The organism is Aquabacterium sp., assembly GCF_016234775.1.
Lineage (GTDB): Bacteria > Pseudomonadota > Gammaproteobacteria > Burkholderiales > Burkholderiaceae_C > Aquabacterium.
The window spans coordinates 44,271-66,299 of sequence record NZ_JACRAH010000037.1; the positions used below are offsets into that span (position 1 = coordinate 44,271).

The following is a 22,029-nucleotide window of genomic DNA, read 5'->3' on the forward strand; positions in this document are numbered from 1 at the left end:
TGCCCATGGACAACACACCCGTCACCCGTCGCCATGCCAGCCGCCTCGCGCTGGCCTGCCTGACCGCGCTCACCATACAAGGCGCGCAAGCGAACCTGATCGACGACATCCCCGCCGGCACGGGCTACGCAGCCCTGGAGATGTGCACGCGGACCATGCAAAGCCGTGACGACTATCTCCGTGTTCGCTGGTATTACACGGTGCCGGTCGTGCAGCCGCTGTCGGCCGTGTGGATGGTGGACTACGTTCCAGGCATCAAGGTCAATGTGCGCAGCTGGGTGCCACTCATCAGCAACCCTCGCACCGCCATCTACCGCAAGGGCCTGGGTTGCACCATCGTCCCGCCTGGCATGACCGAAGCCGCCGTGCGCGCCCAGCCCTTCAAGGCCATCGACACGCCAGCGCCATCGAGCCAATCCTGGCCCATGGGTGAAGCAGCCGCTGACGCCGCTGGCCTGAGTGCCAGCCAGGTCGCTCTGCTCAAGGCGCGTGGTGATCAGATTTTCAGCGAGTCCACCAGCCAGGTCAGCCAGAAGAAGAACTCGATCGCCTTCCTCGTGGCCCACAAGGGGCGACTAATACACGAGCGCTACGCCAAGAACTACAACCGAGAACAACCCCAACTGGGCTGGTCCATGACCAAGTCCCTCACGGCACTGCTTGCCGGGGCCATGGCCACTGACGGCCGACTGAACCTGGACGCAACGGTGGGGCTACCCCAATGGTCCGGCAGCGCCAAGGCCGACATCACCTGGAAGCAGCTTCTCAACATGGCACCAGGCCTGGCATGGACCGAGGGCTATACCGGTGCGGGCGACACCACCGACATGCTGTTCTCGCAAGCTGACGAAGGCAGCTGGGCGGCCGAGCGCCCACTGACCAGCACGCCAGGCACGGTCTTCAATTACTCGACAGGCTTCCCCAACATCGCCATGCTGCGCATGAAGCAGCTCCTGGGTGGCAGCCACCAGGCCCTGTACAACTACTACCAGCAACGCCTGCTGATGCCGCTGGGCATCCGCCAGGGCATCATCGAGCCTGATGCATCCGGCACGCCGGTAGGTGGCGCACGGGGCATCTTGCGGCCGATCGACTGGCTCCGCCTGGGCCAACTGGTCAGCCAGGGCGGGCAGTGGCAAGGTCAGACGCTGATCAACACCCATGCCATGAACTTCCTGCTGGCCGGCTCGCCTGCGAGCGCGGAATACGGTGGCTACATCTGGCGCCAGCCTTCGTCCAAAGCCATCCCCACCGACCTGATCAACCGCATTCCGGCTGACACCGTCATGTTCCTGGGCCACCTGGGTCAGTTCACGGTCATCGTGCCCAGCAAGCAGTTGGTGGTGGTGCGCATGGGCGTGTCGCTCGACATGGACAGCACCAAGCGTGATGTGTTCGGCACGGTGGCGGACCTGGTCGAGCAGCTTTGATGCCTCGGTGCTTTGCTCGACACACGATATTTCGGTTTTCCCGAAATATTGCCCCATAAATTTCTGCTTTACCGATGTGTCTTAATTCGATAACGTCCGTGCTTCCGGCCACGGCCGCATAACTCGAATTAGACACATCCATGGAATTTCTTCTCGACCCCAACATCTGGATTGCCTTTGGCATGCTCACCGCCCTTGAGATCGTGCTGGGCGTAGACAACATCATCTTCATCTCGATCCTGGTAGGGCGCCTGCCTGCAGAGATGCGCGACAAAGCACGCCGCCTGGGACTGGGCTTCGCCATGATCTCCCGCTTGATGCTGCTCTTTTCGCTGAGCTGGGTCATGGGCCTGACCGCCGATCTGTTCACAGTACTGGGCAAAGGCATCAGCGGCCGCGATCTGGTCTTGCTGCTGGGTGGTCTGTTCCTGCTTTACAAGGCCTCGCACGAGATCTTTGTTGAAGTTGAAGCCCGTGAGGACGACCATGCCCCCGACACCGACCCAGCTGTCATCAAGGCAGCCGGCCAGCGCTTGTTCTGGGGCATCATCGGCCAGATCGCCATCATCGATATCGTGTTCTCGTTGGACTCGGTGATCACCGCAGTCGGCATGGTCGACAAGCTCGGTGTGATGATCGCCGCCGTGATCGCATCTGTTGGCGTGATGCTGTTCGCAGCCAAGCCGATTGGAGAGTTCGTGGACAAACACCCCTCCGTCAAGGTGCTGGCGCTGGCGTTCCTGGTCATGGTGGGCATGGCACTGACTGCCGAGTCACTGGACATGCACGTCCCTAAGGGCTACATCTACGCTGCCATGGCCTTCTCTCTGGCTGTAGAGGCGCTCAACATCAGGTCGCGAGCCAAGCGCCTGGCCCTCAAGGCACAAGCGCAGCAGGTCTGATCCCGGCCAGAAGCGAGCAGGCGAAGCGGCACCTGGAAGGTCTGCGCTTCGCCCAGTTGCATCAAGGGCACAATCAAGGTGTCGCCACCCAGACGTGTAGCCAGGTTTGTCACCAGCAATCGCGAACAGGTGGCAAGCCATTGACTACATCGCGCTTCACACACCATGAGACTTGCCACCTGGAACGTCAACTCGCTGTCCGTTCGTCTGCCCCAATTGCTGGACTGGCTGGCTGCCAACCCGGTTGATGCGCTCGTGCTGCAGGAAACCAAGCTGACCGATGACAAGTTCCCTCATGCCGATCTGGCAGCTGCGGGCTATCAATCGCAATGGTTCGGCCAGAAGACCTACAACGGCGTGGCCCTGCTGACACGCACTGGCAGCACCGACATCGTCAGGAACATCCCCGGCTTTGCGGATGAGCAAGCCCGCGTGATCGCCGGTACCGTCCTCGATGAGACCGTGGGCAGCGTGCGCGTGATCGGCGGGTACTTCCCCAATGGCCAGGCGCCCGACAGCGACAAGTTCGTCTACAAGATGGGCTGGCTGGATGCGCTGCAAAACTGGCTCAAGCAGGAGTTGCAGACACATCAGAACCTCGTGCTGATGGGCGACTTCAACATCGCCCCTACTGATGCCGATGTGTATGACCCCGTGGCCTGGAAGGACCAGATCCACTGCACGCCGCAGGAACGTGCGCACTTCCAGCAATTGCTGGATCTGGGCATGCACGATGCCTTCCGCCTGTTCGAACAGCCACCCAAACCCTGGAGCTGGTGGGACTACCGCAACCTGGCCTTCCGCAAGAACCAGGGCCTGCGCATCGACCACATCCTGGTCAGCCATGCACTCAAGGCCAGAACCACCGCTTGTGTGATTGACAAGGCCCCACGCAAAAACGAACGCCCCAGCGATCACGCGCCGGTCATCGTCACGATCGCTTGAGCGATGATCGTGAGGCGCCCGTAACATGGCCTATTTATTCCTTTTGACAAAATTGCTGTACTCGATCTGCCACGTACGCCCATCGTCTATCGAGCGACGGATGGATGCATAACCCGAGGCGGTGCTCCCGTCGTCGATTGCAAACAGGCCCGTTGTCGGCAGCTCAACCAATTGCTCCGAAATGTAGACATTAGCGGACATCTTGGTCCACGCATCGCTTGATTGAGCACGGTAATAGAGATCCTTCTCAGACAAAGCGCTTCCTTGCATAAGCAAAGCCCCTGAAGCCAAGAGAACCGGTGCTTTCTCGTTGACCTTGAATGGGGAGTCTATGGTTTGCCAGGATTTGCCCCTATCCAACGTAAAGTGCACCCCTGCAAAGAAGCCTCCCAACCCACCTCCCGGTGAACTAAGCAAACCCAACGCGCCATTTGGGCTCGGCTGCACGTCAGAGATACGACGGCGCTCAGGGGCAGAGGTTTGCGTCCAGTTGCCTGACGAGAAATTGAACCAATGCAACTCGCCATTGGAAAGGGCGTAACCGAATCCTTCAGCCGTTGGCCATGCCCAGAAATTAGACGCACCGTTCCACATTGAGTAGCTAACATCAGCCGCTCGCACTGGCTTCCAATCTCCCTTATCAATCGAATCAGCACGATAGATCGTCACCTTGTTCCTGGTAGACAGCGCTACATACCAACCAACTTTGCTGTTGCCGTCTACATAGATCAAGTTGCCGGGCGGTAGGTTACCGGCACTCAAACGCTGCGGAATCCAATCCTCTCCCACTTTGACAATGGTATTGAACTCCCCGACCGCCACGAGCCGATTGCCTGGTTCTTCAACCGGCTTCAGCCAAAGCAAAGACTCCAGGCCATCAATGCCAATGCGACGCCACTTTCCCACCCAATTGCGAACGAGGATAGAGCCGACACGGCTAGCCGCAACCACTTCGCCAGAGGACAGTTCACATAAAGCATTGGCGCCTGCTGGGGTTTCCAGCGCAAATTCCTCCGTGCGATCGGCGGGATCGCGACGACTGTCCCAACCTGAGCCATTGACATGCTCCGCATACATGGCCGCATCGGTCGCAAATCGCTTGACGAGCTCGACGTTGGACTTGATCAACTCACTTCGCCCAACCAGCACACCTCCGCTCAGGTTCGTCACCACCAATCTGCCAAGATCTTGAGTTTCCCCCGGCTTGACGTTCAATCGACCAATCCGATCCTGCGCGGCGGGATTCAACTCGACGAATATTGAGCCGGGAACGCCAGGGTATCCAACGTTGAAGCGCGCAATTTTGTAGCTGCCCGCAGGCACTGCGCCGACATACAAGGCTGTGTCCCGAGCTAGGCCCTTGGATACCTGATTCAGTTGATACCGAATGGTGAAGCCCGCCGTCTGATCAACCCGTTCCAGAACAACGCTATCGAACTGTCCTGAGCGTGGGGAATTGCTCGTGACACTCAGCATCAAGACGCCTTGGTTCGCTGACACGGCGTCCTTGCCCGGCACGTTCGCGACATGCAGCACCGTACCGCAGCCAGGCATCGCACCGACAACAATCATCAACGCCAAGCCACGCAGTGACTGCCTGCGCCATTTTGTCCACTGACTCATTTACCCCCCTCCGCGCACGCTGAATAGTGGTGCTTCGCCACTCAAATCGAGCGGGCGCCACTCTAACATCCTGCATCAACGCGGCTTGCCTACTTCGCTCATCAGTCAGTACTGAAGCAGCTTTCTCAAAGGGGCCGGTAGACCAACCTGCTCCAGATCTCGATGTGCCACCCATCGCCCGGAAGGTGACAAGCAACGCAAGCGCGTCACCCAATTTGCTGCCACGGCCTCATCGTCAACGATAACTCGGCATGGACGCAAGCGCCAATCCATATGAGTCAGCACATGCTTGATACCTGGCTGAAGCTCCATGGCGCATGATGTATCTCGAAGCAGATCAAGGATTGCCGACTCACTGTCCAGCAATGGCATGGTCCACAGCCCGGCCCACACGCCTTTGTCCGGCATCTGCTGCAACCAGACCTGCTTACGCCATTCGAGCCACAGCCACCAGCTTTCGCGCTCAGAGCGCTTGAGCTTGCGCGTCTTGACGGGATAGCGCTCAGGAGCCCCCTGCACACGCGCCTTGCAGATGTCCGACCACGGGCAAGTGAGGCAGGCCGGCTTGCGCTGCGTGCACAAGGTGGCGCCCAGATCCATCAAGCCTTGCGTGTAAGACGGCATGTCGGCCGCCTTGTTCGGCAACACGGCCTGGGCCGCCTCCCACAAGGCGCGCTCATGCGTCTTGACGGACAGATCCTGATCCCAGCCCAGCACGCGGCTGAGCACCCGCTTGACGTTGCCATCCATGATGGAGATGCGCTCGTCAAAACAGAAAGCCGCGATTGCGGCCGAGGTGGATGGCCCGATACCAGGCAAGGATTGCAAGGCTTCACTGCTGGGCGGGAACTGCCCACCATGCAGGCTCACCACATCCTGCGCGCATCGATGCAGATTGCGGGCGCGGCTGTAATAGCCCAGACCGCTCCACAGGGTCAGCACGTCGTCCAGCGGCGCCGCGGCGAGTGCCTGCACATCCGGGAAGCGTTTCAGAAAGCGCTCGAAATAACCCAGCACGGTCGTGACCTGGGTCTGCTGCAACATGATCTCGGAGAGCCACACGCGATAAGGATCGCGTACTTTCTGCCAGGGCAGATGATGCCGCCCTTCCTGATGCTGCCAGGCCACCAGGCGATCAGCCAGAACCGGGGTTACCTGCCGCGCATGCCGCAGCAGGCCGGCCGAGGTCGGGGCTGTCATGCCCCGGTGGTGACCTGAGCGGCCTCGGGCGATGACGCCAGATTCAGATCCAGCGACACGTGCTGCACGCCGGCACCAGCCTGTGCGGCCGACAGCGTGTCGGTCTGGGCCTGCTTGACCAGCTCGTCGATCAAGGCCCCAAGATGCGTCTGCAACTGCAGCACGCGTTCATCCTGCGCCTGGACTTCCTGCAGGCGGGTGTCCAGCTCGTTGGATGCAGACTGGATGCGATCCAGCGATTCATAACGGCGCTTGAAGTTGCGACGACGCTCGCGCAGCTGGCTGTCCACCTGTGCGGAGGCCGTCTTGTTCCACAGCTCGATGTCGTTGCTCACAGTCTCGAACACCACACGCAGACGCGAGATCAGCATGCGACGGAACTGTTCCTGGAAGCCAGGTTGCGCCAGCCTGAAGGCCTGGCTCAGGCCCAGATACTGCACGTAGTTGCGCTCAATGAGGTTGAGGTCATCGGTGTACTTGCGCACATCCAGCGGCACATCGGCCACCAGGCTGAAGCCGAACTCGGCATTGAGCTTGGCGTAGGAAGCCACGAGCATCGCGTGGATCTCGTCATTGCGTTGCTGCGCCTGCTCGATCAGATCACGCAGGCGAGCGCACAGGTCGATGAAGGATTTCTTGGCGCCCAGAGGCAACCAGGATCCGCCCAGCACCTGCTGCAGCACATCCACTTCCTGACGCAGCCGATCAGCCGACAGCTCATGCAAGGCATTGCGCAACATGCGCGCATGCACGCTGCGCATGGCTTGCAGACGGGCCGTGCACTGCTCGAACTCGGTGGCTTCGGCCTGCACACGCTGCAGCATCAACTGAACCTTGCCGCTGCTCTTGCCACGCAGGCCACGCAACTCATGCAGTTGATCGGCAAACAGACGGCGCATCTCGCCAAAGCGGCGGTTGAGCTGTACCTGGAACTGCTGTGCGCCTTGCACCGCGGCCTGCCCCAGGTTCTCGCGGCGGCGCGGCAGCAAGCCTTCAGACAGCGCGTTCTCGAACGTCTCCAGGCGGCTTTCACCCAGGCCCGAATGGTTGCCTGTCAAGCGTGCAGCCAGGGCCTGGCGCGCCGAGATCGGGAACACATGGGCGGCGGGGATCTCCAGCGTTTGCGCCACGCTGTCGCACTGGCGCTGAATCGTCTGCTCGACCTGCTCAGGCGTGCTGAGGGGGTCGGCCAGCGAGTCAATCTTGTTGAGCGCCACAAAGCGTGCCAGCGCCGGGCCGCAAAGGTGATCACGCCAGATCGACAGATCGGACTTGGTCACGCCCGTGTCGGCGCCCAGGATGAAAACGGTGGCATGCGCCTGAGGCAGCAGCCCCAGCGTCAACTCGGGTTCGGTACCGATGGCGTTCAGGCCAGGGGTGTCCAGCACCACCAGGCCACGCTTGAGCAGCGGGTGTGGCAGGTTGATGCGGGCATGGCGCCACACGGGCACTTCCACCGTGCCATCAGGCTGCAGGGGCGGATTTTCTTCAGGGCGTTCGGCATCCCAGAAACCCAGGCGACCAGCCTCGTCAGGCGTCACCATGCGGGTGCGCATGACCTCGCTGAGCGCCTGCGCCATGCCGTCCGGGTTGGACAGATCAAGCTCGATCCAGGTCCACTCCTTGGGCTGGCGGCGGTATTCGGCCAGCGAAGCAGCTTCCAGGCGGGTGTCGATCGGCAACAGCGACAAGCCAACGGGATCTTCGGCGTCGTAGCCCAACTCGACAGGGCACATGGTCGTGCGGCCAGCCGAGGCCGGCATCATGCGACGACCCTTGTCCGAGAAGAAGATGGCGTTGATGAGCTCGGACTTGCCGCGCGAGAACTCCGCGACAAACGCCACCATCAGCTTTTCGCCAGACAGGCGATGACGCATGGCCTCGAACCACTCCGCCGACGCGTCGTCAAGCAGATCGTGTTCGCGGGCAAAACGTGCCAGGGCAGCCAGTTTGGCGTCCGTGTCGGCACGCCACTGCCCAAGTGCATCCAGGTGGCTGGCAAAAGTCGGCATCATGGGAATTGATCCTATCTCAAGCCGTGGTCAGGCAAATAAGCTTATTCGACCGAGTTGGGACAAAACGTACAGACTTATTCGCCAATCAAGCCACAGCTGTCACCTTTTCTGACAACTCGGGCAGAAAAAGGTCGAGCGTTGCCCCTGGGTAATGCGTTTGATGGGTGTGCTGCAAATCCGGCAAGGCTGGCTTTCGCGTCCGTAAACCTGGGTCGACAGCTGGAAATGGCCTTGGGCACCATGCGCATTCTTGAAGTCTTTCAGGCTGGATCCGCCCAGCGCAACCGCCTGCCGTAAAACACCCTGTATTTCCTGAACCAGTTTCTCGCAACGAGGTTTGCTGAGTTTGCCTGCCGCCAATCGGGGATCGATGCCGGCACGAAACAGCGCTTCGCACGCGTAGATATTGCCCGCGCCCACCACGATATCGCCTACCAGCAAGGCCTGTTTGATGGCCACCTTGCGCCCTTTGAGTCGCTCGTGCAGGTAGGCCCCGGTCAGCTCGACATCAAAAGGCTCCAGCCCCAAGCCTGCAAGCAACTTGCCCGGCACGCCGGACTGCATGGACTCGCCCCAGATGACGGCACCAAATCGCCGAGGGTCCGTCAGGCGCAATGTGCCCCTGTTGGTGATCATCTCGAAGTGATCGTGGATGCCTGTGGGCGCCAGTTGATGCCCGAAGGCCAGCGAGCCCGACATTCCCAGGTGAATCAACAATCCACCTTGCCGGCCTTTCGAGTTCGAGAGAGGCAACCACAGGTATTTGCCACGCCGAAGCACCTCACCCACCCGCCATCCCGTCAGCGTGTCCACGTCATGACCAACCGGCCAACGCAGCGGCTTGCCCATGTGAATGGACTCGATGTGAGCACCTGCAATGCGGTCAGCAAAACTCTGTCGAGTGACCTCGACTTCAGGTAATTCAGGCATGTACGGAATTATCCGGTGTCAATCGGGTCCACTCGAACAGAAAGGATGGACCACTACATCAATAGAATGGCCACATCTGTTGGAGACCACATGTCCCTCACGTTCGCGAAATTGCTCGCCACCACACCCAATCCCGCTAGCTCAAAAGCGCCTGTCCCTGGGCGACACAAGTCGACGGCACGCTGGCTGAACGTCGCCATGCTGGCGTTGAGCACCGTGAGTGCCGCGCAGGCAGCAGAGAATGACAACAAGGCACCAGCCACCAACGCGGCAACCACACCCGCTACGGCAAGCAATGCCAAACCGCCCGTCCAGAACTCCCCCATGGACGCGCCCATGTTCTACCAGATCTTCCTGGCGGAGATGCTGGTCAACAACGGCGACCTGAATTCGGCCTATCAGCACTACCTGGAAGCCGCCAAGCAGCACAAGAACGGGCAGCTTTACCAACGCGCAGTGGAAGTCGCATTTCGCGCCCGCTCGCCAGAACTGGCCTTGACCGCCGCGAAAGCCTGGCGACAAGCTCAGCCGCAATCCAGGCAGGCGTCGGAATACACCGCAGAAATCCTGCTGGCCATGAACCGCTCGGCCGACCTGGCTGCACCATTGCGCAGCATCATTCAGTTGACGCCAACGCCCCAGCAGCCGCAATGGATTCTGTCCTTGCCACGCACCATGACGCGCCTGCAGGACAAGACCGCCGCGGCCCAGGTCATCGATGACGCCACGCAACCCTGGCGCCAGGCTCCTCTGGAGTTGGCAGAAGCCTGGTCCGCCAGCGCCGAGGGCTGGATGCATGCGCGCGACACCAACAAGGCCATGAACGCCTTGAACAAAGCCCTCGCGCTCAAGCCTCAACTGCTCAATGCGGGGCTCATCGCCATCGACCTCATGGACGCCAGCCCCCAGGCAGAAGCCGTCGTCAAACAACAACTGGCTCGCAGCGATGTGGCACCTGTGGTTCGTCTGGCGTACGGCCGCAAACTGGCTGGATCACAGCGCTATGAAGAAGCCGCGCAACAACTGGAGCAGTTGCTGAAGGAGCACCCCGAGCAAACGGGCTCGTGGATCACACTGGCCGCCGTTCGCCTGGAACTCAAGCAGATCGATCAGGCAGAAGCTGCCCTGAAAACCCTGCTGAGCAAGGTCAAAAACGAGGGTCAGCCCGAGACGGCGCCCCCAGGCAGCCGCTCACCTGACGCCAACGAGGTTGATCAGGCTTATCTGCTGATGGCGCAGATCGCGGAACAACGCAATGACATCGCTCAGTCCCTGTCCTGGCTGGATCGCGCCGATCCCAAGCACGAGCGAGTGAACATCCAGGGCCAACGCGCCCGCCTGCTGGTTCGCCAGGGCAAGATCCCGGAGGCCAGAAAGCTGATTCGCGACTTGCCGGAGGCGGAACCAAGGGATGCCGTCTTGAAGTACCAGGCGGAAGCCCAGTTGCTTCGCGATGCCCGTCAGGTGGAAGAAGCCTACAAGGTCATGGCTGAAGCCACACTACGTTTCCCTGACGACAGTGATCTGCTGTATGACCAGGCCATGCTGGGTGAAAAGCTGCAGAAATACAGCGAAGCCGAAGCGCTGCTGCGCAAAGCCATCACGCTGGCACCAGACAACCCCAATGCCTTCAATGCACTGGGCTACAGCCTCGCTGATCGAGGCATTCGACTCGATGAAGCCCGCGTATTGATCAAAAAGGCGCTGGAGCTGCGCCCTGCTGACCCGTTCATCATCGACAGCCTGGGATGGCTGGAGTTCAAGGCAGGCAACCTCTCGGAAGCCGCTCGCCTGCTGAGCAGCGCCTATCAGACTCGCCCGGACCCCGAAATCGCAGCCCACCTGGGTGAAGTGCTGTGGACGCAAGGCAAAAAAGATGAGGCCAGCAAGGTGTGGCAAGACGCCCACAAGCGCGAACCCGACAACGACACGCTCAAAGAAACCTTGAAACGCCTTCAGGTCAAGCTGTGAGCACAAGCCACTGGAGCCGCCTGTATGCCTGCGTCGCGCTGCTGCCGCTGTGCTTGAGCGCGTGCAGCAGCCTGCCCGATGCAGACCCGATCGCGGCACAGATGCGAAGCGGCGGAGCCTGTGCACCGGCTGACACGAACACATCGGCACCGACCGTTCTGCAGCAGTTGACGCCGACGTTCCCGCGTGCAGTCGCACGCCCCAAACTGGACCTGCAAGGCCAGATGAGCATCAAGCTGGCAGCCTTTGCCGACCAATCCGCCAAAGGCTTGAGTCTGGGCTTTTTCTTCTCGGGCAACACAGAATCAGGTCAGCTGGATCTGATGACACTGATGGGCAGCCAGATGGCGCAGATCAACTGGCAACAGGGCGAAGCCTGGTTAAGCAATGACAAAGGGCGAACACGATATGACAGCCTGGAGGCGCTCAGTGAAGCCGCACTGGGTGAGCAACTGCCTCTGCGACCCTTGATCCAGTGGATGCAAGGCCAGCCGGATCCTGACCTGCCCAGCTTGCCCGGCCCTGACGCCAACACCTTCATTCAGGAAGGCTGGCTGATCGACACCAACGAACTCTCTGAAAAGAAACTGAACGCACGCCGCGCAGCCACGCCAGCACAACGCGCTGTTCAACTCAAGATCTACCTGGATCGCTGAGCCCCATACAAGACATGCCTAGCCTGCACAATCTGCCCGCGCCGGCCAAGATCAATCTCTTCTTGCACATAACGGGTCGCCGCCCCGATGGCTACCACTTGCTGCAATCCGTCTTCATGCTGATCGACTGGCAAGACACATTGCACATCGAGACACGCAGTGATGGCCATTTGCGTCGCCACGATCTGAACGTCGCACTGCCTCAGGATGACCTGTGCCTGAAGGCCGCCCGCTTGCTTCAAGCCGAAAGCGGCACATCACAAGGCTGTGACATCCACATTCACAAGGACGTACCCTGGGGCGCCGGCCTGGGCGGCGGCAGCTCGGACGCCGCCACGGTCTTGCTTGCACTCAATCAACTCTGGGCCCTGAACTGGCCCCGCGCAAGACTGGAAGCCCTGGCCATCAAGCTCGGCGCCGATGTGCCCTTCTTCGTGCGTGGGCGCAACGCCTGGGTAGAAGGCATTGGCGAGGCCATCACCCCGATCTCGCTGCCAACAGCGGCGCTAAACACCCCACTGGCCCTGCTCAAGCCCCCCATCGCTGTTCCGACTGTGGCGATTTTTGGCAGTCCCGTTTTACAGCGCGACACAAAGCATGCTATAGTCACAGACTTTCTTGCAGCGCCCCAGCGCTTTGGCAGAAACGACTTGCAAGCTCCCGCAGAGCAGTACAGTAATCAGTACGGCAGTCAGATCAGCCAGGCACTGGAGATCATGCAGAAACGCTTCGGCAACAGCCGGATGACGGGATCAGGCAGCACCGTGTTTTCGTGGATTCCCACCAGCACACAGCAAGCCCCCAGCTTCCAGCCAGCTGATGTGAATCTGGATGATCACGCATGGGTCGGTCGTGTTGCTCACGGTCTGGTTCACCATCCACTGCTTGATTTGCTGAAGCCCATTGATTGATGGTGCAGCAAAATCAAAATGTGAAGATTTTGAACAACAGACTTGAATGACGCAAAAAACAGGCTATAATGCGAGGCTCTGAACAAGAGTGCAGCTTACAAGGTTGCAGTGAGTTGAAGTAGCAATACAGCAGCGCACTGCGTCCTGAGTAGGGGAATCGCCAAGTTGGTTAAGGCATCGGATTTTGATTCCGACATACGAGGGTTCGAATCCTTCTTCCCCTGCCAAATAATTCGTTCAGTTCAAAGCTGAACACTCACCTGCCCTACACCTTCCGCGAAGGCTTATTCACCTGAACACTCAGGTGCTCCCGAGGGCAAGGTGATGGGCGCGTGCTATTTTCGCCATCAGCCCAGACGCCAATCATGCTATCCGATACCGTTCTGTTCACCGGCAACGCCAACCCGGCGCTCGCTCAGGAAATCGCCTCCAATCTGGGCATCTCTCTGGGCAAGGCGGCCGTCGGTCGCTTCTCGGATGGCGAAACCACGGTTGAAATCCAGCAGAACGTTCGCGGGCGCGAAGTGTTCGTGGTGCAGTCCACCTGCGCCCCCACCAATGACAACCTGATGGAACTGCTGGTCATGGTCGACGCGCTCAAGCGTGCTTCGGCCCAGCGCATCACGGCCGTCATCCCCTACTTCGGTTACGCCCGTCAAGATCGCCGCCCACGCTCTACCCGTGTGCCCATCTCGGCGCGCGTTGTGGCTGATCTGCTGGAAACCGTCGGCGTCGAACGTGTCCTGACCATGGACCTCCACGCCGACCAGATCCAGGGCTTCTTCCGTATCCCAGTCGACAACATCTACGCTTCGCCCGTGTTGCTGTCCGACCTGCAAGCCAAAAACTATCAAGACCTCGTGGTCGTGTCGCCTGACGTGGGCGGCGTGGTGCGCGCCCGTGCGCTGGCCAAGCAACTCGGTTGCGATCTGGCCATCATCGACAAGCGTCGCCCCAAGGCCAACGTTTCCGAAGTGATGCACGTGATCGGCGAAATCGACGGCCGCAACTGCGTGATCATGGACGACATGATCGACACCGCAGGCACGCTGGTCAAAGCGGCTGAAGTGCTCAAGGAGCGTGGCGCCAAGAGCGTGTACGCCTACTGTACGCATTCGGTGTTCTCCGGCCCAGCCATCGAACGCATCAAGAATTCGCATCTCGACGAAGTCGTGATCACCAACACCATTCCGCTCAACGACAGCGCGAAGGGCACGCCCAAGATTCGGCAGCTCTCGACCGCTTTCCTGTTTGCGGAAACCATTCGCCGTATCACCGATGGTGAGTCGGTGACGTCCCTCTTCTCGGAACAGAACAACAACTTCTGATCCGTGTTCTCGACCGGCAAGCTGCAAGGCAAGCCGGTCTTTTCACAGCACCTGGTCGCGGGTGCTTTATCCACTTTGGAGTTATCCATGAAATTCACAGCTTTTGAGCGCAGCCTGCAGGGGACCGGAGCGAGCCGCCGCCTGCGCGGCGCTGGCAAGACCCCCGGCATCGTGTACGGTGCTGGTGCCGCCCCCCAGAACATCGAACTCGACCACAACGCGCTGTACCATGCCATGCGCAAGGAAGCCTTCCATTCGTCCGTGCTCGACATGGAACTGAACGGCAAGGTCGAGAAGGTTCTGCTGCGCGACTACCAGGCTCACCCCTACAAGGCCCTGGTCCTGCACGTTGACTTCCAACGCGTTGACGCCACCACCCGCATCCACAAGAAGGTGCCCGTGCACTTCGTGGGCGAGGCCGATGCGCCTGCAGTCAAGCTTGACAAGTGCATCATCAACCACGTCACCACCGAATTGGAAATCGAGTGCCTGGCTGAACAGCTGCCTGAATTCCTGACTTGCGACCTGAGCAAGGCCGTCAAGGGTCAGAGCTTCGGCGTGGACGACCTGGGCCTGGCTGCCCACATCAAGGTGCTGACGCACGGCCGCAAGGCTCCTACATTGGCTACCGTTGTCGAGCCCGTGGAAGAAGTCATCGCCGCACCTGTGGCTGCTGCCGAACCAGCCAAGGGCAAGAAGGGCAAGAAGTAATCACTTCTTCCTTTGCGCTTTTGCAAGTCAAGCCCCGCTCAAGCGGGGCTTTTCTTTTTGTGGATGCCACTCCGATAATCCGCACCCATCATGATTCGACTGTTTGTGGGACTGGGCAACCCTGGCCCGGAATACGAAGACACCCGGCACAACGCCGGGTTCTGGTTCATTGACGATCTGGCGCGCCGATTTGGCGTGTCACTCCAGCCTGACCGCGCCTATCACGGCCTGGTTGCCCGAGCCAACCTGCCGCAAGGCCCCGTGTGGCTGCTGCAACCGCAGACCTATATGAACCTGTCTGGCAAATCGGTGGGTGCGCTGGCGCGCTTCTTCAAGATCACGCCAGAAGAAGTCCTGGTGGTTCACGACGAACTCGATTTACTGCCTGGCCAGGTCAAGCTGAAGAAAAGCGGCAGCCATGGTGGCCACAACGGCCTGCGCGATATCCACGCTCAACTGGGCACACCGGATTACTGGCGACTGCGCCTGGGAATCGGGCATCCTGGCCTCAAACACGAGGTGGCCAACTACGTGCTGCGCAAACCACCGCAGTCGGAGCGAGAAGCCATCTTCAAGTGCATCGGTCAGTCCCTTGACGCCGTGGACGCCATGCTCGCTGGCGACATGTCGAAAGCCGTGACGATCGTGCACGCGCAGCCGCAACGACCCAAGCCACCACGCAAGGAAGCGCCCGACAAGCCGACGATACCCGTCAAACCTGACGCGGCTTCGGGCAACAACGAAGCGGGTTGATACAGGCGCGCACAGACGCCTGAACCCAACAAAACAAGGAGGAAAAATGACACACCGCGAAGGCAACGGCTCGCGCCAGCATCCACATCGACTGGCGCGCTTGCTCTGCCTGCCTGTGATCATGGCGCTGCTGCACACCGGCCCGGCACAAGCAACGCCAGATCGCGCTGCCCAGACCACCCAGACCTGGCGCTGCACGGCACCATCAGGCCAGGTCAGCTACAGCCAGCAACCGTGCGCAGCGAATGGTGATCTGGTGACGCTGAAGGACGCTCGAACCCGTGGTCAGCAACGTCAGGCCACCAACAACACCGAGCGGGATGCCAAACTGGCCCGGCAAATGCAGCGTGAACGCCGGCACCAGGAGCGCATGGCCGGTAAAAACCGGGCCATCAGCCTGTCAGGCAAAGGTGGCCCTCACGTTATCCAAAGCACACCGAACAATCACGACCCCGTGCCGATCAGTGAGATGACCAAGCCGATTCGCATCAAGCCAAAGAAAATGGCTGCATCGGCGCCAATGCAGACGCCGCCCGGCAGCATCCCTCTGGCGCGTTGAACAAGCCCGTTCAGGCTGCCTTTTCCTGCAGCTTGTGATACTTGACCCACAGCTGATCACGTGACTCCACGTGATCCGGATTAACCGGAATGCACTCGACAGGACAGACTTGCACGCACTGAGGCTCGTCAAAGTGCCCGACACACTCGGTGCACTTGGCGGGATCAATCACATAGATGGTCTCGCCCATCGAGATGGCCTGATTGGGGCACTCGGGCTCACACACATCACAGTTGATGCATTCGGAGGTGATGGTCAAGGCCATGGACTTCTGCCTGGAGTGATCGACTGCGAACCGGCTCAGTCTGCCTTGCGCGACACGCGCTCATGAAGGCGAGCCAGCACGCTGGGCGCCACGAACTTGGATACATCGCCACCGAGCATCGCGATTTCGCGCACAAAGGTACCGGACACAAACTGGTATTGATCCGATGGTGTGAGGAACACCGTCTCGACGTCAGGCATCAACTGGCGGTTCATGCCGGCCATCTGAAACTCGTATTCAAAGTCACTGACGGCGCGCAGACCGCGCACCACCACCTTGCCGCCGTTGTTCACGACGAAATCACGCAGCAAGCCGGAGAACGCAATCACCTCCACGTTACCGTAGTCGCTGGCCAACTCCTTGGCCATGGCCAGGCGCTCATCAATCGTGAACATCGTGCGCTTGTGGTGCCCTGCCGCGACCGCCAGAATCAGGCGGCCAAACAACTGGCTGGCCCGACGCATCAGATCAGCGTGCCCCAGGGTCATGGGGTCAAAGGTACCGGGATAGACAGCGGTCAGCGAGGAGGAACTCAATCGGGACTCCGAGGTGATGTGGCTTTGCGCGCAGTGTAAGGCTCAGGCCGCAGGATGTGGCTGCATCTCGCCAGCAGCCACGCGTCGAAAAAGGTGAAAGTGCACTTCGCCGGCCTGGCCGTGGCGATGCGGCGCCAGTTGCGAGATCAGATCAACGTGTTGCGCCGCGTCGGGCAGGTCCTGCAAGGCAGTGGGTGACTCCAGATAGATCCAGCCGCCCTCGGGCACGCAGTTCAGCGCTGCAGCCAACGCAGACCAGAACAGCGCCTCATCAAAAGGCGGATCCAGAAACACCAGGTCAAACAAACCCGCCTGGCGAGGCTGGCGCATCCAGCTCACAGCTTCGGCCTGTTGCAACTTCACCTGCGTGGCCTTCAAGCGTGTGAGCGTGGCCTGCAGGTTGCGAACCAGCGCTGGCTCGCGCTCCAGCAAGGTGACTTCATCGGCGCCACGCGAGGCTGCTTCCAGGCCCAGCGCACCACTGCCGGCGAAGGCGTCCAGCACCCGCCAGCCAGACAGATCCTGCCCGAGCCAGTTGAACAAGGTTTCACGAACTCGGCCAGGTGTGGGGCGCAAGCCAGCGGAAACCGGCACCGGCAAAACCGAACGTTTCCATTGTCCGCCAATGAGGCGCACCTCCTGCGCTGCAGTACGGGCCACTTTCTGAGCAGCTTTTGTCTGCGCACCCTTGATTGGGTCGGGTTGGTTGGAACGTGTTGCGCTCATGTTGTCCTGTCGTGTGGTGACGCCCATTGTAAAAAGCCGCGGCTCGTACAATGCACGCATGTTCAGTTTCATCAAGAAAAAGCTGGGGTGGGGTTCCACCCAGCCGGAAGCCACGTCGGACAAGCCCGCCAATGAGGCGGTCCAGGCGTCTGCACCGGCTCCAGCAGCCTCGCCCGCTCCTCAACAGCCTGCGGTGGTCAGCGCCCCTGCCCCGGCGGCTGCGGCTGCGCCAGTCACCACCAACGAAGCGCCCCAAGCGTCCTCGCCCGCACCCGCGCCTGAACGTCGCTCCTGGCTGGACAAGCTGCGCGCCGGTCTGCGCAAGACCGGCTCCAGCATCGCCCAGGTGTTCACGGGCACACAGATCGACGACGCCCTGTATGAGGAACTCGAATCGGCCTTATTGATGGCGGATGCGGGCGTGGCGGCCACCGAGCACCTGCTGGCCGACCTCAAGCGTCGCGTCAAGGAAACCAAGGCCACCGATCCTTCACAGGTCAAAAACCTGCTGATCGACGCCATCACCGAACTGCTCCAGCCGCTGGAGAAATCCCTGGTGGTGGGGCTGCATACGCCGACGGTGATCATGGTGGCCGGCGTCAACGGCGCGGGCAAGACCACGTCCATCGGCAAGCTCACGCGCCACCTGTCTGACGCAGGCCAGAAGGTGCTGCTGGCCGCGGCCGATACCTTCCGCGCGGCAGCCCGCGAGCAACTGCTGGTGTGGGCTGACCGCAATCACGTCGAGATCGTGAGCCAGGAAGGTGGCGACCCTGCAGCCGTCACGTTCGACGCCGTGCAGGCCGGTCGCTCACGTGGTTGTGATGTGGTGATCGCAGATACGGCCGGCCGCCTGGCCACGCAATTGCACCTGATGGAAGAACTCCGCAAGGTCAAGCGCGTGATCGGCAAGGCGATGGACACGGCACCGCATGAAGTGCTGCTGGTCGTGGACGGCAACACAGGCCAGAACGCGCTCTCGCAGGTCAAAGCCTTTGACGAAGCCCTGGGCCTGACCGGCCTGATCGTGACCAAGCTGGACGGCACGGCCAAGGGTGGTGTGCTCGCCGCCATCGCCTTGTGGTCGCGCGAACGGCACAGCGCCGTACCCGTCTACTTCATCGGCGTAGGTGAAAAACTGGAAGATCTGCAGACCTTCAGCGCCCGTGAATTTGCCCAGGCCTTGTTAGCCTGAGGCCTACACGCGGTTGCAATTTCGATCAATCAGTGACGCTGAACGGCACCCGTTTCCAGTGGCATGGCACTGGAATCGAGGTCGTCGAACCAAGTTGAAGGTGGGGGCTCCTTGCGTTCACCTTCCGGCGTGTCATCGGCATAAGACCAGTCGTCCAATTGCAGATCCACGGCAGACTCGTTGACGCTCATGCCGTTCATGGCACCCATCGGGCTCTGCATGGACGCCACCACGGCCGCAGCCTCGGCATCGCGCCGCGCCACATTGACATCGTTGTAGCCGGAACGGCCGGAGGTATTGATGGCCGCGCCCAGAACGGTTTCGCGGGCCACGGCCGCCCCAGGCAAAGCGCCTTCCAGCCAGATGTGAACGGGGATGCGTGCGGCAGCCAGAACCTTGTCCATGCGAGCATGACGACGCTGGCTTCGCTCCTTCTCCCTGGACATGGGCTGGCGTATTTCCACCACGGCGATCACCTGTGAGGCCATGTCACACACGACCAGATCAGCGCACAAGGAGCCGACACGGCGCAGCCATTCGCTGTAGGAATTTTTAGTCGGCACCTTGATGAAACGAGCCACCGGAACCTGCGCCAGGATCACGTGATCGGGCAAGGCCTTGCGCAGAACGTGATAAGCATCACGCTCACCCGTGGTCAACACACGCGTAGCCACTGGCTCCCAGGCCATCAGGGTATCGAGGTTGTCGACCGAATCATCCGCAGGCTTGCGACCAAACCGCGCCTTGCCTTCTTGGCGAGACTTGGACTTCGGCGCATCACCCCGCCCAGGACGGCTGGGCGCCGCCTGGTGATGCCGGCTGTACCACCACGCGCCGGCGATGCCGGCGGATCCCAGAATACCGGCCATCAAGACCGGCCAGGTCGCTACCATGTCCATCATCATTCAGGCCTTCCTGCCCAAGTACCATCCCGGCGCCAACAGCACCCGGCTTCATCAGGCTCATCGGCAAAGGCATGATCCGACTGAAGCCCCAGGTTGCATGCGCAACACATGTCACACACGCTAACAGGGGCGCCCGGCAAGGGTCAATCGGGTTTACGGACAGGGTCGTGACAAGCGGTATCAGCGGCCCATGCCGGGCAGGCCCTTCATGCCGCCCATGCGTTTCATCATCTTGAAAAGCCCGCCGCCCTTCATTTTCTTCATCATGCTCTGCATCTGATCGAATTGCGTGAGCAGGCGGTTGACGTCCTGAATCTGCACACCAGCACCTTGTGCAATGCGGCGCTTGCGGCTGGCCTTCGTCTTGCCGTCCATCAGCAAGGCGGGCTGGCGGCGCTCCTTGGCCGTCATGGCGCTGATGATGCCTTCCATGCGGCGCATGTCACGCTCGGCCTTGCCCATGTCGGCCTGACCCGCCTTGGCCGCCAGTTCGGTCGGCAGCTTGTCGATGAGGCCGGACAAACCGCCCATCTTCTTCATCTGGCTGATCTGGGCCAGGAAGTCGTTGAAATCAAAGTCGGCACCGGACTTGACCTTCTCGGCCAGCTTCTGGGCGGCCTCGATGTCCACGCCCTTTTGCACCTCTTCAACCAGGGCGACGATGTCACCCATGCCCAGCACGCGGCCGGCATGGCGCTCCGCATCGAAGACTTCCAGGCCATCGATCTTTTCGGAGACGCCGGCAAACTTGATGGGCACACCCGTGATCTGACGCACGGACAGCGCCGCACCACCGCGCGAGTCGCCGTCCAGCTTGGTCAGCACCACACCGGTCAGCGGCAAGGCATCCTTGAAGGCCTTGGCCGTGTTGACGGCATCCTGACCCTGCATGGCGTCGACCACGAACAGGGTTTCGACCGGATTGAGCAAGGCATGCAGATCCTTGATTTCGGCCATCAGGACTTCGTCAATCGCCAGGCGACCTGCCGTGTCGAACAGCAGCACATCAAAGTAATGGCGCTTGGCGTAGTCAATCGCGGCCAGCGCGATGTCGTGCGGCTTCTGACTCGGGTCGGAGGGGAACCATTCGGCACCGGCCTGCGCGGTCACCGTCTTGAGCTGCTCGATGGCGGCCGGGCGGTAGATGTCAGCCGAAACCGTCAACACCTTCTTCTTGCGCTTTTCGATCAGGTGCTTGGCCAGCTTGGCCGTCGTCGTGGTTTTGCCGGCCCCCTGCAAGCCGGCCATCAGGATGATCGCGGGCGGCTGCGTGGCCAGGTTGATGTCGGAAATGCCCTCACCCATCGTGGCGGCCATTTCCTTCTGGACGATGCTGACCAGCACCTGACCAGGCGTCAGCGACGACACCACCTCCTGGCCCAGGGCTTTGTCCTTGACGCGGGCGATGAAGTCCTTGACGACCGGCAAGGCCACGTCGGCCTCCAGCAGCGCCATGCGGACCTCACGCAACATGTCCTGCACGTTGGATTCGGTGATGCGGGCCTGGCCGCGCATGGTTTTAACCAGGCGACTCAGTCGTTCTGTGAGGTTGGATGCCATGAAATAGCTGCTTGTGCTCTTAAACTCGAGACATGATTTTATCGCCCGCCTCGTTCACGTCTTCCACGTTCTGGCCCAGTTGCCTGGCGGTATTGGCATATGTGCTGGCCAGCGTCTGGCCGCAAACCCCCTCCAGTCAGGGTAACAGTCAGCAGGAAAGACCAGTCTGGGCTGCCTTGTGCCTGGGCTGGATGGCGCAGGCAGTGGCCATTGTGCTGGATACCGTGGCGTTTGATGGCCCCGAATGGCGCGCTCGTTTCGGATTTGCCCCCGCCCTGTCGGTCACGACCTGGCTGGTGCTGGCCGTGTACGCCCTTGAAAACAGGCGCCTGGGTCTGCCCAGCGTGCGTCGCGTGCTGGCTGTTCTGGCTGCCATCACAGTCTGTCTGGCCTGGCTGTTTCCTGGGCAGGAGCACCCCAAGGTCGGCTCCCCATGGGCCCCGCTGCACTGGCTGACGGGCTTTGCCTCCTATGGCCTCATCGGCGCAGCCCTGCTTCACGCCGCCCTGCTTCGACATGCAGAAAAACAACTGCGCGCCAAACCCGTATCCGGCCAGATCCCGGCTCCGGCCATGCCAGGCCAGGCGCTGGGCATGCCTTTGTTGCGCCTGGAGTCACTGACACTGCGGTTTGTCGGAGCAGGTTTTGCGATGCTCAGCATGACCTTGCTGCTGGGCGCCTTGTTTGCCACGCCCTGGCGCTGGGATCACAAGACCGTCTTCTCGGTGCTGTCCTGGCTGGTATTTGCGATGCTGCTGATCGGCCGTGCGCGCTTCGGATGGCGCGGCAGGCAGGCAGTGCGCTGGCTGGTTGCGGGCTCCACACTGTTGCTGCTGGCCTACGTGGGCTCCCGCTTTGTGCTCGAAGTGGTCCTGCATCGGTCCACATCCGCGTGAGCCTACACACAA

General features: G+C 60.8%; 21 protein-coding genes and 1 tRNA gene. 13 read left to right on the forward strand and 9 right to left on the reverse strand.

The features are described from left to right. Window positions 1–5 precede the first annotated feature (5 nt). The 3 genes from HY836_RS11410 to xth all read left to right on the forward strand — a co-directional run bounded on the left by HY836_RS11410 (window position 6) and on the right by xth (window position 3,277). Window positions 6–1,430 (forward strand): serine hydrolase, encoded by a 1,425-nt coding sequence (locus tag HY836_RS11410; protein WP_290676274.1) that lies wholly within the window; start codon window positions 6–8, stop codon window positions 1,428–1,430. A 140-nt stretch (window positions 1,431–1,570) separates the two neighbouring features. Then, window positions 1,571–2,332: a TerC family protein gene (locus HY836_RS11415; RefSeq protein ID WP_290676275.1), complete on the forward strand. Its 762-nt coding sequence runs from the start codon at window positions 1,571–1,573 to the stop codon at window positions 2,330–2,332. 165 nt (window positions 2,333–2,497) lie between these two features. Beyond that, a complete protein-coding gene (gene xth / locus HY836_RS11420; protein ID WP_290676276.1) occupies window positions 2,498–3,277 on the forward strand; it encodes an exodeoxyribonuclease III in 780 nt (259 codons plus the stop codon). 30 nt (window positions 3,278–3,307) lie between these two features. On the opposite strand, the gene HY836_RS11425 is transcribed toward xth, so the two are convergent. From HY836_RS11425 to mutM, 4 genes are all read right to left on the reverse strand, one after another. Continuing rightward, window positions 3,308–4,900, reverse strand: a complete 1,593-nt coding sequence (locus tag HY836_RS11425) for a hypothetical protein (protein WP_290676277.1) — start codon at window positions 4,898–4,900, stop codon at window positions 3,308–3,310. Window positions 4,901–5,005: 105 nt separating this feature from the next. Further along, window positions 5,006–6,100, reverse strand: a complete 1,095-nt coding sequence (gene mutY, locus HY836_RS11430; RefSeq protein WP_290676278.1) for an A/G-specific adenine glycosylase — start codon at window positions 6,098–6,100, stop codon at window positions 5,006–5,008. Further along, a complete protein-coding gene (locus HY836_RS11435; RefSeq protein ID WP_290676279.1) occupies window positions 6,097–8,115 on the reverse strand; it encodes a dynamin family protein in 2,019 nt (672 codons plus the stop codon). Before HY836_RS11435 ends, mutY begins: the two co-directional genes overlap by 4 nt. Before the next feature lie 99 nt (window positions 8,116–8,214). Beyond that, complete coding sequence (gene mutM, locus HY836_RS11440) at window positions 8,215–9,045, reverse strand: bifunctional DNA-formamidopyrimidine glycosylase/DNA-(apurinic or apyrimidinic site) lyase (RefSeq protein WP_290676280.1); 831 nt, start codon at window positions 9,043–9,045, stop codon at window positions 8,215–8,217. 90 nt (window positions 9,046–9,135) lie between these two features. Here mutM and HY836_RS11445 point away from each other — a divergent pair, with 90 nt between their 5' ends. From HY836_RS11445 to HY836_RS11480, 8 genes are all read left to right on the forward strand, one after another. Then, window positions 9,136–11,016, forward strand: a complete 1,881-nt coding sequence (locus tag HY836_RS11445; RefSeq protein ID WP_290676281.1) for a tetratricopeptide repeat protein — start codon at window positions 9,136–9,138, stop codon at window positions 11,014–11,016. Further along, on the forward strand, window positions 11,013–11,672 hold the full coding sequence (locus HY836_RS11450; protein ID WP_290676282.1) for a lipoprotein insertase outer membrane protein LolB: 660 nt from the start codon (window positions 11,013–11,015) through the stop codon (window positions 11,670–11,672). Before HY836_RS11445 ends, HY836_RS11450 begins: the two co-directional genes overlap by 4 nt. A gap of 14 nt (window positions 11,673–11,686) precedes the next feature. Continuing rightward, complete coding sequence (gene ispE, locus HY836_RS11455; RefSeq protein WP_290676283.1) at window positions 11,687–12,583, forward strand: 4-(cytidine 5'-diphospho)-2-C-methyl-D-erythritol kinase; 897 nt, start codon at window positions 11,687–11,689, stop codon at window positions 12,581–12,583. A gap of 150 nt (window positions 12,584–12,733) precedes the next feature. After that, window positions 12,734–12,810: transfer RNA gene (locus tag HY836_RS11460), tRNA-Gln, on the forward strand. 138 nt (window positions 12,811–12,948) lie between these two features. After that, window positions 12,949–13,911: a ribose-phosphate pyrophosphokinase gene (locus HY836_RS11465; protein ID WP_290676284.1), complete on the forward strand. Its 963-nt coding sequence runs from the start codon at window positions 12,949–12,951 to the stop codon at window positions 13,909–13,911. Window positions 13,912–13,998: 87 nt separating this feature from the next. Next, the gene (locus HY836_RS11470) at window positions 13,999–14,622 is read left to right on the forward strand and encodes a 50S ribosomal protein L25/general stress protein Ctc (RefSeq protein WP_290676285.1); all 624 of its coding nucleotides are present in this window, start codon (window positions 13,999–14,001) and stop codon (window positions 14,620–14,622) included. 90 nt (window positions 14,623–14,712) lie between these two features. Then, entirely contained in the window at window positions 14,713–15,375 is a 663-nt protein-coding gene (gene pth / locus HY836_RS11475) for an aminoacyl-tRNA hydrolase (protein WP_290676286.1), read from the forward strand. Between the two features lie 46 nt (window positions 15,376–15,421). After that, the gene (locus tag HY836_RS11480; RefSeq protein ID WP_290676287.1) at window positions 15,422–15,934 is read left to right on the forward strand and encodes a hypothetical protein; all 513 of its coding nucleotides are present in this window, start codon (window positions 15,422–15,424) and stop codon (window positions 15,932–15,934) included. Window positions 15,935–15,944: 10 nt separating this feature from the next. Here the strand turns inward: HY836_RS11480 and HY836_RS11485 are convergent, their stop codons facing one another. From HY836_RS11485 to rsmD, 3 genes are read right to left on the reverse strand one after another with little or no spacing between them, the layout of a single operon-like run. After that, window positions 15,945–16,199 (reverse strand): YfhL family 4Fe-4S dicluster ferredoxin, encoded by a 255-nt coding sequence (locus tag HY836_RS11485; RefSeq protein WP_290676288.1) that lies wholly within the window; start codon window positions 16,197–16,199, stop codon window positions 15,945–15,947. Window positions 16,200–16,234: 35 nt separating this feature from the next. Beyond that, window positions 16,235–16,735 carry a pantetheine-phosphate adenylyltransferase gene (gene coaD, locus HY836_RS11490; RefSeq protein WP_290676289.1) on the reverse strand — a complete coding sequence of 167 codons (501 nt, stop codon included), beginning with the start codon at window positions 16,733–16,735 and terminating at the stop codon, window positions 16,235–16,237. Between the two features lie 42 nt (window positions 16,736–16,777). Further along, the gene (gene rsmD / locus HY836_RS11495; protein ID WP_290676290.1) at window positions 16,778–17,461 is read right to left on the reverse strand and encodes a 16S rRNA (guanine(966)-N(2))-methyltransferase RsmD; all 684 of its coding nucleotides are present in this window, start codon (window positions 17,459–17,461) and stop codon (window positions 16,778–16,780) included. Between the two features lie 58 nt (window positions 17,462–17,519). On the opposite strand from rsmD, the gene ftsY reads away from it, so the two are divergent. After that, window positions 17,520–18,656, forward strand: a complete 1,137-nt coding sequence (gene ftsY, locus HY836_RS11500; RefSeq protein WP_290676291.1) for a signal recognition particle-docking protein FtsY — start codon at window positions 17,520–17,522, stop codon at window positions 18,654–18,656. Between the two features lie 29 nt (window positions 18,657–18,685). Here the strand turns inward: ftsY and HY836_RS11505 are convergent, their stop codons facing one another. Together HY836_RS11505 and ffh are read right to left on the reverse strand one after the other, a co-directional pair. Next, on the reverse strand, window positions 18,686–19,561 hold the full coding sequence (locus tag HY836_RS11505) for a DUF2726 domain-containing protein (protein WP_290676292.1): 876 nt from the start codon (window positions 19,559–19,561) through the stop codon (window positions 18,686–18,688). A 180-nt stretch (window positions 19,562–19,741) separates the two neighbouring features. Then, entirely contained in the window at window positions 19,742–21,121 is a 1,380-nt protein-coding gene (ffh, locus tag HY836_RS11510; RefSeq protein WP_290676293.1) for a signal recognition particle protein, read from the reverse strand. Between the two features lie 32 nt (window positions 21,122–21,153). Between ffh and HY836_RS11515 the strand changes: the two genes are divergently transcribed. Then, window positions 21,154–22,017 carry an inner membrane protein YpjD gene (locus HY836_RS11515; RefSeq protein ID WP_290676294.1) on the forward strand — a complete coding sequence of 288 codons (864 nt, stop codon included), beginning with the start codon at window positions 21,154–21,156 and terminating at the stop codon, window positions 22,015–22,017. Window positions 22,018–22,029: the final 12 nt, after the last annotated feature.

What these genes read in the sequence shown, in the direction of transcription:
- ffh (WP_290676293.1), bottom strand. Translation starts at nt 21,121, where the DNA reads ATGGCATCCAACCTCACAGAACGACTGAGTCGCCTGGTTAAAACCATG.
- mutM (WP_290676280.1), bottom strand. Translation starts at nt 9,045, where the DNA reads ATGCCTGAATTACCTGAAGTCGAGGTCACTCGACAGAGTTTTGCTGAC.
- mutY (WP_290676278.1), bottom strand. Translation starts at nt 6,100, where the DNA reads ATGACAGCCCCGACCTCGGCCGGCCTGCTGCGGCATGCGCGGCAGGTA.
- HY836_RS11515 (WP_290676294.1), top strand. Translation starts at nt 21,154, where the DNA reads ATGATTTTATCGCCCGCCTCGTTCACGTCTTCCACGTTCTGGCCCAGT.
- HY836_RS11435 (WP_290676279.1), bottom strand. Translation starts at nt 8,115, where the DNA reads ATGATGCCGACTTTTGCCAGCCACCTGGATGCACTTGGGCAGTGGCGT.
- HY836_RS11445 (WP_290676281.1), top strand. Translation starts at nt 9,136, where the DNA reads ATGTCCCTCACGTTCGCGAAATTGCTCGCCACCACACCCAATCCCGCT.
- ftsY (WP_290676291.1), top strand. Translation starts at nt 17,520, where the DNA reads ATGTTCAGTTTCATCAAGAAAAAGCTGGGGTGGGGTTCCACCCAGCCG.
- ispE (WP_290676283.1), top strand. Translation starts at nt 11,687, where the DNA reads ATGCCTAGCCTGCACAATCTGCCCGCGCCGGCCAAGATCAATCTCTTC.
- HY836_RS11425 (WP_290676277.1), bottom strand. Translation starts at nt 4,900, where the DNA reads ATGAGTCAGTGGACAAAATGGCGCAGGCAGTCACTGCGTGGCTTGGCG.
- HY836_RS11415 (WP_290676275.1), top strand. Translation starts at nt 1,571, where the DNA reads ATGGAATTTCTTCTCGACCCCAACATCTGGATTGCCTTTGGCATGCTC.
- HY836_RS11480 (WP_290676287.1), top strand. Translation starts at nt 15,422, where the DNA reads ATGACACACCGCGAAGGCAACGGCTCGCGCCAGCATCCACATCGACTG.
- HY836_RS11485 (WP_290676288.1), bottom strand. Translation starts at nt 16,199, where the DNA reads ATGGCCTTGACCATCACCTCCGAATGCATCAACTGTGATGTGTGTGAG.
- HY836_RS11410 (WP_290676274.1), top strand. Translation starts at nt 6, where the DNA reads ATGGACAACACACCCGTCACCCGTCGCCATGCCAGCCGCCTCGCGCTG.
- rsmD (WP_290676290.1), bottom strand. Translation starts at nt 17,461, where the DNA reads ATGAGCGCAACACGTTCCAACCAACCCGACCCAATCAAGGGTGCGCAG.
- HY836_RS11505 (WP_290676292.1), bottom strand. Translation starts at nt 19,561, where the DNA reads ATGATGATGGACATGGTAGCGACCTGGCCGGTCTTGATGGCCGGTATT.
- HY836_RS11470 (WP_290676285.1), top strand. Translation starts at nt 13,999, where the DNA reads ATGAAATTCACAGCTTTTGAGCGCAGCCTGCAGGGGACCGGAGCGAGC.
- pth (WP_290676286.1), top strand. Translation starts at nt 14,713, where the DNA reads ATGATTCGACTGTTTGTGGGACTGGGCAACCCTGGCCCGGAATACGAA.
- xth (WP_290676276.1), top strand. Translation starts at nt 2,498, where the DNA reads ATGAGACTTGCCACCTGGAACGTCAACTCGCTGTCCGTTCGTCTGCCC.
- HY836_RS11465 (WP_290676284.1), top strand. Translation starts at nt 12,949, where the DNA reads ATGCTATCCGATACCGTTCTGTTCACCGGCAACGCCAACCCGGCGCTC.